Here is a 14,193-nt window from a genome sequence, read left to right as displayed (position 1 = left end):
AGCCCCGGTTTCCCGGAGTTATCCCAGTCTTATGGGCAGGTTACCCACGTGTTACTCACCCGTCCGCCGCTAACTTCTTGAGAGCAAGCTCTCAATCCATTCGCTCGACTTGCATGTATTAGGCACGCCGCCAGCGTTCATCCTGAGCCAGGATCAAACTCTCCAATAAAGTTAGTTTGTCTAGCATCTAAAAATAAAAATTGACGTTTCACGTTGTTTGTTTCGTTCAGTTTTCAAAGAACTTGTCCACCGCTTCAGAAGCGACTTCATCATATTAACATCTTCATTTTTCGATGTCAACTAAGTTTTAAAATTTATTTTTTGTCGTTTTTCTGCGTTTCCGCATCAGCGACGTTTATTAATATACCATCATGTTTTTTAAATAACAAGTGTTTTTTATAAAAAACACAAAAAAATTATCTATCCTACTTTTTCTATAAAAAGAACTGTTATCCTTTCTACTAAAAATAGTTATTCTGATTGTATACTACTACACTTCATTCAACCAAATTGCATTTCACAATACCTTCCCAGATTTTCATTCTCTTCTATATAAAAATTTATAATAATTATCCTTCTATAGAATAGCGATATAAATTAGTCGTAAGAAAAAATTACATCCCAATTAAATAGCCAACCACACGCATTAATCCCTTCCTTCCCATTCAAAAATTTAATTCCCTACAAATAACAACATTCCAACGCAAATATAAACTTAAGAATATTATTAGAATTTTTTTACATTTAATTAATGAAAGATATCCATTTTTTGTTATATAGTAAGAAAGGACGTATTCAACTATAAATAAAGCAATGGAGGAATTATTTTATGGATAGGTTAACAAAGTTTTCATTAAAAAACCGCTCCGCCATTATCATCATGGTTTTTCTCATTTCCATACTCGGTGTTTATTCCGGCTCTAAATTACCTATGGAATTTTTGCCAAGTATCGATAATCCAGCAATCACCGTCACAACCTTATCTCAGGGACTTGACGCTGAAACGATGACAAAAGACGTAACTGACCCTCTCGAAAAACAATTTCGTAATTTGGAACATATCGATACCATCACTTCTTCTACGCACGAGGGATTATCACGTATCGACATTGCATATACATCAAAAGCAAACATGAAAGATGCAGCACGCGAAGTCGAAAAAGCCGTCAATACAATTAAATTACCTAAAGATGTAACCAAGCCCGTAGTTAGTCAATTAAACACTTCTATGATTCCACTCGCCCAAATTACTATCCAGAAACAAAACGGTTTTTCAAAAGCAGATGAAAAACAAATTGAAAAAGAAATCGTACCACAACTCGAAAACATTGATGGTGTTGCCAACGTTATGTTTTTCGGAAAATCAACCTCTGAATTATCTATCGTACTTGATCCGAACCAATTAAAAAACAAAAACGTAACATCACAGCAGGTACTAACTGTTTTACAAGGAAAAGAAACTTCTACTCCAGCCGGGGCAATTACTGTTAATCAGGAAGAATACAACCTCCGCGTCATCGGGGACATAAAAAATGTAAATGACATTAAAAACATCACTGTGGCACCCCAAGTGAAATTACAAGACATTGCTCAAATCGAAATCAAACAACACTACGATACAATCTCACATATAAACGGCGAAGAAGGCACAGGGTTAATCATCATGAAAGAACCGAGTAAAAATGCAGTTGCCATCGGAAAAGAGATTGATAAAAAAGTTAAAGAGATAAATAAGGAATATAAAGATCAATTTTCTATTAAACTTTTGGCTTCAACCCATGAACAAGTTGAAAATGCTGTTACTAGCATGGGAAAAGAAGTAATACTTGGAGCAATCGCTGCAACTCTAATTATCTTAATCTTTTTACGTAACTTCCGAACAACACTCATCGCTGTTGTCAGTATTCCATTATCTATTTTATTAACACTCTTTTTACTACATCAATCTAACATCACACTTAACATTTTAACCCTTGGTGGTTTAGCTGTTGCGGTTGGACGTCTCGTCGATGATAGTATCGTTGTCATCGAGAATATTTTCCGCCGTTTACAAAAAGATTCTTTCTCTAAAAATATTATTCTTGATGCAACGAAAGAGGTCGCCGTCGCAATTACTTCTTCTACTTTAACAACGGTCGCTGTTTTTTTACCTATCGGCCTCGTATCAGGAGCAATCGGAAAATTAATGTTACCTATGGTATTAGCAGTTGTATATTCTATTCTATCATCCTTAATCGTTGCACTAACAGTTGTTCCACTTATGGCTTTTTTACTACTCAAAAAAACAAAGCATCGAAAGCCAAGTTCTTCATCACGATATGTTGCTACCTTAAAGTGGTCTCTTTCTCATAAATTCATTATTCTACTTACTGCATTTTTATTATTTGCAGGATCAATTGCAGCCTATATATTACTACCGAAAGCAAACATAAAATCGGAGGACGACACAATGTTATCTATTAACATGACATTTCCAGCCGATTATAATGCTGAAGCTCAAAAACAAAAAGCATTCGATTTCGAAAAGAAATTACTTTCTAATTCAGATGTAACAGACGTTATTTTACGAATGGGATCTAGCGCAGAAGATGCACAATGGGGGCAAACAACTAAAAATAACCTTGCTAGTATATTTGTAGTCTTTAAAAAAGGTTCTGATATTGATCAATATATTAAAGAGTTAAAAAAGGAAAATAAAACTTTTGAACCTGCTGAACTTGATTATATAAAAACAAGTTATTCAAGCTCTGGTGGCGGCAACAACTTACAATTTAACGTAACAGCTACTAACGAAGCAGATTTAAAAGAGGCGGCTACTATCGTTGAAACAAAACTAAAAAGCATGGATGATCTTTCTAAAGTAAAAACGAATTTAGAAGACTCTAAGAAAGAATGGCAAATTCATATTGATCAAACAAAGGCTGAACAACTAGGTTTAACACCAGAAATAGCTGCGCAACAAGTAGCATTCCTTATGAAGAAGTCACCTATTGGCGAAATTACAATTAATAATGAAAAAACTACTATTATGATAGAACATAAAAAGGAAAACATTACTAAACAAGAAGATATTTTAAATACAAACATACTATCACCTATTAATGGACCAATTCCTTTAAAAGACATCGCAACTATTTCAGAAAAACAAACGCAAACAGAAATTTTCCATAAAGACGGAAAAGAAACAATTCAAATTACCGCCGAAGCTTCAAATGAAGATTTGAGTAAAGTAAACAAAGCAGTAAATAAAGCGATAACTGACTTAGATTTACCTAGCGGTTCAAAAGTAAATATCGCAGGAGCTACTGAATCTATGCAAGAGAATTTTACAGATTTATTCAAAATTATAGGGATCGCAATCGGGATTGTATATTTAATTATGGTTATCACCTTCGGGCAAGCACGTGCTCCTTTTGCAATCCTATTCTCCTTGCCGTTAGCTGCTGTCGGTGGTATTTTAGGATTAATCATTTCACGAACACCTGTTGATGTAAATTCCTTGATCGGTGCATTAATGTTAATTGGGATTGTCGTTACAAACGCTATTGTATTAATAGAAAGAGTCCAACAAAACCGAGAAAACGGACTGGAAACGAGAGAAGCTTTACTAGAAGCTGGATCCACAAGACTTCGCCCAATTATTATGACGGCTATAACAACAATCGTTGCTATGCTCCCACTCCTATTTGGCCAATCTCAAGCAGGAAGTATGGTATCAAAAAGTTTAGCAGTCGTTGTCATCGGCGGTTTGGCAGTCTCAACTGTTCTTACATTAGTAGTCGTTCCAGTTATGTATGAACTATTAGATAAAATCGGGAGAAAAAGACGCTCTCGTAGGAAAATAAACACTTCTACAGAAACACCTGATTTTTAAAAAGAAAAGGCGTTATCTTCACAAATGAAGATAACGCCTTTTCTCTATTTAGTCATATAATCCATCATTTTTTCCACATATTGCTCTATAGGTTTACTAGAATCCACAATAAGGTATTCATTATTTGAAGGTCTTTTACTACCATTTAACCACTTTTTAAAACCTACTTCCGACTCCACCTTTTCAATTTGACTTATCATACGCTTACGTGTTTGCAGTCTCCTATTAATCTCCTCCATATCATTAAGATAACACTCAATATATTTATATTTCACACCATGTTTATTTGATAATTCAATCCCTTTTTCAACCATTCCCTCATATAAACACGGACTATCCAAACACTATGCCCTTGTTCTAAATAAGAATCAATCAATACCCATTCGGCATCATACACAAGCCCACCAACAATCGTCGATTCAATTCCTTTTACTTTTAATGATTTTAACAACGCGGATTTCAAAACATCATGATCTATAATTACAGCACCTGTTAATTTCGCTATATACTTAGAAACTGTCGATTTTCCTGACCCAGGAAAACCTGACATTTGCAGAAAAAACAAATTAAATCCACTCCCTCATTTTCACCTCTTTATCTATATAACGAATTACAAATTCAACAATCGCTACACCTTTTCCTTCTATATTAAAATGCAAAAAGAACCCTCTACTTATAAATAGAGAGTTCTCCTTTGTAACTTATGCCGCTTTTATCTTCTTCGTCGTTTTACTTTTTCTTTTCGTTCCTGTAAAGCGCTTATGCAATACAGATGCTATCAAGCGTGAAATGACATTGAATAGTAATACCATAATAATTAATACAGCTGCAGATTTTGTCGCAATCAACTTCGCATCTGGAATAAACCCTTCAGAATTTAACTTCCAAATATGAACTGCTAACGTTTCAGCTGGTCTAAACGGATTTAAAGGATGCGCAGGACTCGAGAAGTCCGCTGCTGAATTTAAAATCGGAGATGTTAAACCCGCTGTGTAAATTAATGCTGCCGCTTCCCCAAATATACGACCCGCCGCTAAAATAATCCCTGTAATAATTTGCGGTAATGACGATGGGATAATAATACGAACGATTGTTTGCCACTTTGTTGCACCTAATCCAAGACTTGCCTCTTTTACATTATGAGGCACTTCTGAAATAGCATTTTCACAAACACGTGTTAAACCTGGTAAGTTTAAAATAGTTAAAGCAAGAGCACCACCCATTACTGTGTATCCCCAGCCTGTCATTGTAACGAACACTAACAAACCAAATAAACCAACAACAATAGATGGTAAAGACGCCATTGTCTCAATGCATAAACGAACAAAATTTAAAAAGCGCCCTTGTTTTGCATACTCTGCTAAATATATTCCAGCACCTAGTCCAAGAGGAATAGATATAATAAGCGTTATAACAAGCATGTAGAATGAATTGAATAACTGCGGACCAATCCCACCACCAGCTCTTGTATTACTTGGTTCTCCAAACAAGAAATTAGGATCCCAAAAACCCCATCCCTTTTGTAAAATTTCAAACACTAAGAACACTAGCATAGCTACGACCAAAGCCGCAACCGCATAAAAGATACCCGTCCAAACTTTATTTACCGTTCTTGCATTCATTATTATCGCTCACCTCTTTGCCCAATCGCTCGAATTACTAAAATAAACAGGAATGAAATAACAAGTAAAATCATTGCTAAAGTCCATAGCGCATTATTCCAAGCAGTTCCGTTCAATGTATTTGTCATGTCCATTGTCAAAATACCAGTTAACGTTGCTGTCGGACTATATATTCCTTCTGGTAATTTAATCGTATTCCCGATTACCATTTGAACGGCTAGCGCTTCACCAAAAGCTCGCGCTAAACCTAAAACAACACCTGTTAAAATTCCTTTTTTCGCAGCAGGAACAATCACTCGGCTAATTGCTTGCCATTTCGTTGATCCTAGGCCATAAGAAGCTTCTAAATAATCAAATGGAACAGAGCGTATTGCATCAGAAGCGATACTAGCAATAGTAGGTAAAATCATAATACTTAATACAACGATACCCGCAATTAAACTAAAGCCCACTCCCCCGAACGAATCACGTAATAACGGAACTAAAATCGTAACCCCTAATAATCCGTATACTACTGACGGAATACCGACTAATAATTCTAAAACAGGCTTCAATACTTTATTTCCAAACTTCGGCGAAATTAAATTCATGAATATAGCCAGAGCTATAGCAATTGGTGCACTAATAATAACCGCACCTAACGAAACCACTGTTGAACCTACAATAAAAATTAAAGCCCCAAAAGATCCTTGATCAGCATTTGGATTCCATTTTGTCGATGTTAACATCTCAGTAAACGAGATACCACTTTGTGTAAAAGATTGAATTCCTTTGCCACAAATAAACGCAATAATAGCTAATGTAATTAAAACAATAAAAATACCACAAAACGTAACAAGTGATCTTCCTATATATTCACTTTTCACGTAATTAATTTGTTTTTTCCCCTTCATCACAGGACAGACCCCACTTCACAGATTGAAATGAACAGGACTGGCCTTGCAGCCAGCCCCATAAATTTGATTACTTATTTAATTTAGACATTGGAATGTAGCCCATATCTTCTACTTGCTTTTCAAAGTCTTTACCTTTTACATAATCGATGTAAGCTTTTGTTGCTTCTTTCGCTTCACCTTTTGTTACCATATACTCGTAAGACCAGAATGGATATTTACCAGACGCAATGTTTTCAACTTTTGGATCAGCACCATCAATTTTCACTGTTTGCAGTGCACCTTTTTTATCACCCACCATGTAAGACATTGCTAAATAGCTTACTGAACCTGGAGTAGAATTGATAGCTTGCTCTACTGCACCGTTAGAATCTTGTGTTGTTCCAGTTCCATCATTGATTTTTGCGTCTTTCATAATTGTTTTTTCGAATGTAGCACGTGTACCAGATGAAGCTGGACGATTAATTACGTTGATTTTTTCATCTTTTCCGCCTACTTCTTTCCAGTTTGTTACTTTTCCAGTGAAGATATCTTGTACTTGTTGCACTGTTAAGTTATCAACTTTTACATCTTTATTTACAACAAGAGCGAATGCAATACCCGCTACCTTGTTATCTACTAATTCTTTCGCCTTTTCAGCATCTTTTATTTTATCTCCGGACGGAACATCTGAATTACCAATTTGCACTGCACCAGATGCTACTTGGTTAATCCCAGTTCCACTACCGCCACCTTGAACTTGAATAGAAACTTTTGAATTTTTCTCCATGAATTTCTTTCCAGCTTCCTCCGCAAGAGGTAGAAGAGCTGTAGAACCAGCTGCTGCAATCGTACCCGATAATTCTTGTTTTGTATTATCGCTTCCTTTAGCAGTTTCTTTACTAGTTGTATCTTCTGCTTTTCCACACCCAACTAATGCTCCTGCTACCACTAAAGCTGCTAAAGAGAATTTAATACCTTTTTTCATAACCATGTCTTGTACCCCCATTTGGATTATCACTTTTCGAATTCATTTTCTTTCGAACACAAATTCATTGTAGGACAACAATATTATGTGAGTGTTAAGCAATTTTTAATTTTAAGTAAATGACGATAATAACCCTTAAAATCTATGAATCCCAACATTTACAGTTAAAGAATCCAACAAAAACCACACTAACTATGCTGTAATGTAAATTTATTCTTAACAATGTAAATTCAATGTAAATGTTTTTCTCTCTTTTTCCCTTTTAGTTAAAGTTATATTTACAATTCCGCTGTATTTTGTAACTTTTACACGCCTAATTTATGCACATTAAAAAGAATTTCAGTAATATTTTTTAGTACAACTAAATAAATTGGAACAATTCTAAAATTAAATGAATATTTTTAAAGTACTAATTGACAGCATCATCCAATGTAGTCTACTATATTACTAACAAAAAGTTTACCCAAGGAAACTTTTTAAACTAACACTAACAATATAGAGAAGAGGTAACTTTTATGGTATCGGCTAATACTAAACCCCTTTCCGATTTTAAAACAGGGGAATTTGTACAAATTGAGAAGATACAATTAGAAGGAACTATGAAACGACGTTTATTAGATTTGGGATTTATCCCTGGGGCAACGATTAAAGTATTGCAACGCAGTCCACTTGGAGATCCGGTCGCCTATCAAGTGAGCAACACAACTATTGCACTGCGAAAAGAAGAAAGTTCCCTTATTTTCGGGGTATTAATAGGAGATGATTTCAGATGAGCAAACATCGTATTGCTTTAGCTGGCAACCCGAATACCGGGAAAAGTACATTATTTAATACTTTGACAGGTTTAAAACAACATACTGGAAATTGGACAGGAAAAACTGTTTTAAAAGCTGAAGGAGAATATGAACATAACGGAAGTACTTATACATTAATAGATTTACCTGGAACTTACTCATTATACTCAAATTCCGCGGACGAAGAAGTGGCGAGGGATTATATTATATTTGAAAAACCAGAAGTAACTGTAGTTGTCCTAGACGCAACTGCTATGGAAAGAAATTTAAATTTAGCACTCCAAGTGATGGAAATGACAAACAACGTAGTCATTTGCATTAACTTAATTGATGAAGCCGAGAAAAAAGGTATTGTTATTGATGAAAAAAAATTAGCAAAATCACTTGGTGTACCTGTAGTTAAAATTTCAGCACGTAACCGAGTAGGCATTGGTCATTTACTAAATGTTATTGCAAAAGTATCAAATAAAAAACTAATTCCAACACCAATTAAAATTACTTACAGCGAAAAAGTCGAAAATATGATTCAAGAATTAGAACCACAAATTTATAAGGTGTTCGGTGATACGTATCCAGCACGTTGGATTGCGTTACGTATATTGGATGGAGATAAAAATTTCTTAACTACACTTCAAAAGCACCATAATGAACCACTTGTAAGGGAGGTCATAATTAATGGAATCTCACTCAGCCAGTAAAGCTCTTCCATTAGACTATATTATTCAACATGCACAAACACTTTCAAATGAAGATATACGAGATGATATAGTCGGAGATATTTACCGAACATCTGCAAGCATATGTAAAGAATCCGTCCAATATACAAATACTGATAAATTATATCGTTCCGAAAAACTAGATAAAATTTTCACATCTCCAATCTGGGGATTCCCAATTATGCTCGGTATTTTATCTATTATTTTTTATCTTACAATCGCAGGCGCTAACGTACCATCTGATATGATTGCCGAATTCTTCGGATGGGCCGAAGGATATTTAACATCTTGGTTCCAAGCAGCGCATGCACCTGAATGGTTACATGGCATTTTAATACTTGGTTTATTCCGTGGTATCGGAGCTGTTATTAGCGTTATGTTACCACCTATGGCAATCTTTTTCCCTATGTTCGCGCTACTAGAAAACTACGGATACTTACCACGTGTCGCGTTTAATATGGACCGCTTATTCAAACGATCCGGCGCACACGGGAAACAATCTTTAACAATGGCAATGGGATTTGGTTGTAATGCAGCAGCCATTATGTCAACACGTATCATTGAATCACCACGTGAACGTATGCTAGCAATTTTAACGAACAACTTCGTTCCTTGTAACGGTCGCTGGCCTATGTTAATTTTAATGGCTTCACTATTTATGGCTGCTGGTTATACAGGCAGTATGCAAACATTGGTTACTGCTGGCGTTGTAGTTGGAATGGTTGTAATTGGTGTTATTATGACATTAACTGTTTCTTGGGTACTATCAAAAACAGCCTTAAAAGGGGTTCCAACTCACTACACACTTGAGTTACCTCCGTACCGCAAGCCAAAAGTTTGGAATACAATTGTTCGCGCAACACTCGATAAATCAATCTATGTTTTAAAACGAGCTATAGTTGTTGCTGCCCCTGCGGCTGCATTAACTTGGTTACTTGCTAACATTTTTATCGGTGACACAAGCTTACTTATGTATTTTGTAAACTTCCTAGATCCATTTGCTAAAATGTTAGGACTTGACGGGTTTATTCTAGCTGCATTCATTCTTGGACTACCCGCTAATGAAATTGTAATCCCAATTTTATTAATGTCTTACTTATCAACTGGGGCTTTAACTGAAATAGATGATTTTAATCAAATTAAAAATCTATTCCTAGAAAATGGTTGGACTTGGTTAACAGCGTTAAACACAATGTTGTTCTCACTTCTTCATTTCCCGTGTGGAACAACATTGGTTAACATATATAAAGAAACAAAAAGTGCAAAATGGACATTCTTATCGTTTGCAATCCCTACCGTTATCGCCATTGTTGTTACATTCCTCTCTACACAATTGGTACATTGGTTAGGGCTTGTATAAAGCAAAGCATACATAGAAGGTATCCCCCTTCACGTTTGCTTTGCACGAAAGAAACCTGAAAATCATTCAGGTTTCTTTTTTTGTACATCAGTATTCCACGGCTGTGCTCCATACGTTGTGAGTTTTTTATGAATAAAATATATAGCTCCTGGAAGAACTGCCATTAATATCGTGCAACTAATCCCTAAACCCGTAAACAACTTACATCACCTTATTTCACTCTTTTAGGTAAAGCCGAGCCTGAATGCTCAATCGTCGGGTGAACATAAACAGTAATTTCAGCTTTACTAAAGTAATTTTCGCCTTGATCCCAATTCTTACTTACCTTTTTCCACTCTTTATAATTATGTCGCTTATACACTTCCCCTAACTCTAATACATCTACCTTATATTTTTTTTGAACAAGTTTAATTGATTTTTGAATACGCTTCTCCATTTCTTCCGATATATCCTTCTCTAAACGCTTTTCATTCAAAACCTTTTTATGATCACTAAAATGCAACTCAGCTATTGTACCTTCCAGAGATAAATGAATATTAAACTTTGGTTTTGTAGCATTCGTTGTAGATACTTTAATTTTTCGACGCAACTTATGAATTTCATATGTAATAAGTTGATCCTTTTTACGAATGGTAAAAAAACCTCCAATTTTTTTACCTATTATATAATTCATCCCTAATGTTTCTTCCCCACTCAAGTTGCCTACACACTTATTATCCTTTCCACGAAACAATGCTGCACCGTCCATTTGCACCCCTTGTTTTGTTAGTTCAAGAATAGGTAATACAAAACTCCGGTTAGAGATCATCTTTTCCTGTACCTCACCAATTCTTGCAGCCTCAATCATTTGGGCATTTTTCGGAGGGTGTTCAGCTAACATATCAATATACTGCGCCGGTAAATTTTCAGGTTTTGCACTCTGTTTTAAAATAGATTCTGCATTTTTCTTTGAAACAAACAAACGAATATTTCTTCTCATTTCATGATCGCGAATATATACATCTAACGTATTTTGTAAAATGTATGGATGTGAAAGTAATTCTTCAGAGAAAATAATCACTTGTATATGAGGGAAAAATAATGTACGACTAATTTTTTTAGCGATTATTCTTATTTGTTCAAACACACTATCTGCTTTCGCACTAACATTAATATAATTTTCGCCATCTCCATCACCTTGTCCACCTTGCTGCGCTAACTTACTAGGAAGTACCATTTGATACGTCCCTTTCATAATTGGATTCGCTTTCTTCTCCTTCACGATATCATAAGCCGCTCCTACTACAAATCCTCTTTCTTCTATCTCTTCTAACTCAGAACACCCACTCATAAATCCAGTTAAAGTCATAACCATTATAATTTTAAGAAGGTGTTTCATTTCCACCATTCCTTCTTTTTATTTTATATACAATTAAAACGAGCAAAGGCGCTAACACAACAAACCCCATATCTATCCAAGCTAAATAAGTCCCATAACTTGATAAAGCATTCAAACTACTAGGTATCATATTCGCCATAAAAATAATAGGGGCACTTACGAAAATAAAAATATGTTTCTTCACTTTCGGAAACATAGCACAAAACAATAAAGATGCGACGTCATAATACATTGCTGTAGTGTTATAAATAGTAATAATCCAAGTCGTAAAAAAAATCGCATCGAACCTTTCTAAAAACCCTCCGCCAATTTCAATTTCTTTCCCTAATTCAATTGTTGGATATGTCAATCCACGTGTGGTCATATACGTAAAAACACTAATACAAGTTACATAAATTAAAATGTATGACAACACGTTTACCATCACCGCTTTCGCGACTGCCATTGGCGCTTTTTTCGCTGACTTATCATTCAGCAACACCGCATAAAATAAAGCTACTTCAAATCCAATAAACGTAAAAATAGAATTTTTAACTCCAACAGCATATTGACTTACTTTCGTTTGAAAAGCTGGTAGTAAATTATTTATTTCCATTAAATTTATATTCAATAAAGAAAGAAGTACTATCGCAATTAAAACAATAGGTAAGAATAAAACATTTAACCTTAATAAGGCTGCTCTTGATCCTGCTATTCCATAAATAACAACTAGCAAGAAGAAGAAAGACAGTAGTTGTATCGGTGTATCACTAAATAAATACGTTTGAGAAATAATTGAAATCATTCGCGATTCATATGCTGTCAAAGCAGCAAACGTTAATACTAAAATACTACTAATTGTGTATGCAACAGGCTTCGTCAAATGCGCACTCGTATATTGAACAAAATTTTGTTTCGGAAATAAGATCGCCACCCTCGTCACAAACCAACCTAAAACTGTACAGATCAATCCACCCAAAAGTAAAATAATCCAACCGTCCGAAAATAAAGTTTGGTTAGCGATATCTCTTGGCATAGACAATGCTCCTATACCAATAATGGTCGATGATACCGCAAACCCAATTTCCCGAGATCCAATCTCTTCATCGCCATACTCAAATGGTTTCAATTATTTTCGCTCCTTTGGACGTATTGTAGAATCTTTTGTTTGTAAGTACTCTGGTCTATCTTTCAACATCGATTTTGGCATGCGAATAAATTCTTCTTTCCAATCTTTATAAAATGCAGGAGCAATTGGAGTTGTATACGGTATACCAACGCTTGTTAAATTTGTAATATGAATAGCAAGTGCGATCAGAGCTAGAATAATCCCATACAAACCAAAAGCCGTTGCAGCTAATACAAAGACGAAAAGTAAAATTCGGAACGTAATTGTAATGCTATATACAGGAAGCGAAAATGTAGCAATCGCAGTAACTGCAATAATAATAACTAAAAATGGATTTACAATCCCTGCATTTACCGCAGCTTCTCCAATTACAAGACCTCCTACAATCCCTATCGTTTGTCCCATCGGTTTCGGCAATCGGATTCCAGCTTCTCGTATTAATTCCATAGTCAAGGCCATCATTAACGTTTCAATATACGCTGGAAACGGAACACCTTCCCTAGCACCTGCAATTGAATAAGCCAGTTTAGAAGGAATAAGTCCTTGATGGTAAGATACAAGTGCTACATACATAGCTGGTAACAAAACCGCAATTATACCTGAACCCATACGTAAAAATCGTAATAACGTTCCAATCACCCAGCGCTCGTAATGATCTTCTACAGATTGAAAAATATCAACAAATACGAGTGGCGCAATAAGAGCAAATGGGGATCCGTCTACCAAAATGGCTGCCTTTCCTTTCGCTAATGAGGCTATAATATTATCAGGCCTCTCTGTATTCAAAAACTGTGGAAATGGGGATAAATTATTATCCTGAATTAATTGTTCAATCGTACCTGTTTCCAAAACGACATCTGTCACTATTGATTGAAGACGGCGATCCAACTCTTTTACAATGTGAGGATTAATAATATCTTCTATATATACTAGGGTTACTTCTTTCTGCGATCGCTTCCCCATAATATAAGATTGGAACCTCAACTTTGGATCACGTAAACTACGTCGGATTAACATTTTATTCACATTAATATCTTCATTTAATCCGATCCTCGGTCCACGTATTAAATCTTCAGTTACTGGTGGTTCTAAACTTCTTTTTTCCCAAGCTCTACTATTAATCACGATAGCCGTTTGAATATTATCAATTAATATAACCGTATCTCCCGCTAAAATCGCATTCATAATGTCTGGAAACTTCGTCTTTACACCCACTTCTGCGATAGAAATAAAACGATCCAATAACGTTTGAACAACGGCTTCCTCACTTGGAATTTCTTCGTATTGCAGCGTACGAACGACATATTTATAAACATTATCCTTGTCTGTTAATCCACATAAAAACACAACCGCACAACGTGTAAAACTCCCAGCAAGAGCAACTTCTCTAATTGTTAAATCATTAGGTGAACCTAACTCATCCCTAATTTCTTTCATAACTTCAAATAAGTTACCTTCAAGCTCTAACAATTTCCCCACCT

11 protein-coding genes and 1 pseudogene are annotated in these 14,193 nt (G+C 35.4%); 4 read left to right on the top strand and 8 right to left on the bottom strand.

The window, feature by feature from the left end; genetic code table 11:
• The first annotated feature begins 829 nt into the window (after positions 1–829).
• Positions 830–3,874, top strand: coding sequence for an efflux RND transporter permease subunit (locus DOS87_RS03730; RefSeq protein ID WP_208730205.1), 3,045 nt, complete (start codon positions 830–832; stop codon positions 3,872–3,874).
• Positions 3,875–3,918: 44 nt separating this feature from the next.
• On the opposite strand, the pseudogene DOS87_RS03725 reads toward DOS87_RS03730, so the two are convergent.
• The 4 genes and pseudogenes from DOS87_RS03725 to DOS87_RS03710 form a co-directional block, all read right to left on the bottom strand.
• Positions 3,919–4,439: pseudogene (locus DOS87_RS03725) on the bottom strand (AAA family ATPase).
• 136 nt (positions 4,440–4,575) lie between these two features.
• A complete protein-coding gene (gene pstA, locus DOS87_RS03720) occupies positions 4,576–5,496 on the bottom strand; it encodes a phosphate ABC transporter permease PstA (RefSeq protein WP_000994151.1) in 921 nt (306 codons plus the stop codon).
• Positions 5,497–5,498: 2 nt separating this feature from the next.
• Positions 5,499–6,389, bottom strand: coding sequence for a phosphate ABC transporter permease subunit PstC (gene pstC / locus DOS87_RS03715; protein WP_000676676.1), 891 nt, complete (start codon positions 6,387–6,389; stop codon positions 5,499–5,501).
• Positions 6,390–6,459: 70 nt separating this feature from the next.
• On the bottom strand, positions 6,460–7,362 hold the full coding sequence (locus DOS87_RS03710) for a phosphate ABC transporter substrate-binding protein PstS family protein (protein WP_000245111.1): 903 nt from the start codon (positions 7,360–7,362) through the stop codon (positions 6,460–6,462).
• A 509-nt stretch (positions 7,363–7,871) separates the two neighbouring features.
• Here DOS87_RS03710 and DOS87_RS03705 point away from each other — a divergent pair.
• The 3 genes from DOS87_RS03705 to DOS87_RS03695 are packed head-to-tail and all read left to right on the top strand — an operon-like array spanning position 7,872 to position 10,226.
• A complete protein-coding gene (locus DOS87_RS03705; protein WP_000252988.1) occupies positions 7,872–8,129 on the top strand; it encodes a FeoA family protein in 258 nt (85 codons plus the stop codon).
• On the top strand, positions 8,126–8,848 hold the full coding sequence (locus DOS87_RS03700; RefSeq protein ID WP_000033874.1) for a FeoB small GTPase domain-containing protein: 723 nt from the start codon (positions 8,126–8,128) through the stop codon (positions 8,846–8,848). Before DOS87_RS03705 ends, DOS87_RS03700 begins: the two co-directional genes overlap by 4 nt.
• Complete coding sequence (locus DOS87_RS03695) at positions 8,826–10,226, top strand: nucleoside recognition domain-containing protein (protein WP_000443621.1); 1,401 nt, start codon at positions 8,826–8,828, stop codon at positions 10,224–10,226. Before DOS87_RS03700 ends, DOS87_RS03695 begins: the two co-directional genes overlap by 23 nt.
• 62 nt (positions 10,227–10,288) lie before the next feature.
• Here the strand turns inward: DOS87_RS03695 and DOS87_RS03690 are convergent, their stop codons facing one another.
• From DOS87_RS03690 to gerLA, 4 genes are read right to left on the bottom strand one after another with little or no spacing between them, the layout of a single operon-like run.
• A complete protein-coding gene (locus tag DOS87_RS03690) occupies positions 10,289–10,426 on the bottom strand; it encodes a hypothetical protein (RefSeq protein WP_000493991.1) in 138 nt (45 codons plus the stop codon).
• Between the two features lie 11 nt (positions 10,427–10,437).
• A complete protein-coding gene (gerLC, locus tag DOS87_RS03685) occupies positions 10,438–11,604 on the bottom strand; it encodes a spore germination protein GerLC (protein ID WP_142330524.1) in 1,167 nt (388 codons plus the stop codon).
• Complete coding sequence (gene gerLB / locus DOS87_RS03680) at positions 11,588–12,712, bottom strand: spore germination protein GerLB (protein ID WP_000802019.1); 1,125 nt, start codon at positions 12,710–12,712, stop codon at positions 11,588–11,590. Before gerLB ends, gerLC begins: the two co-directional genes overlap by 17 nt.
• A complete protein-coding gene (gerLA, locus tag DOS87_RS03675) occupies positions 12,713–14,191 on the bottom strand; it encodes a spore germination protein GerLA (RefSeq protein WP_003309092.1) in 1,479 nt (492 codons plus the stop codon).
• Positions 14,192–14,193: the final 2 nt, after the last annotated feature.

The organism is Bacillus sp. CR71 (genome assembly GCF_003429245.1).
Taxonomy (GTDB): domain Bacteria; phylum Bacillota; class Bacilli; order Bacillales; family Bacillaceae_G; genus Bacillus_A; species Bacillus_A thuringiensis_S.
Note: the sequence above shows the minus strand (reverse complement) of the source record. Positions and strands in the feature narration are given on the sequence as shown.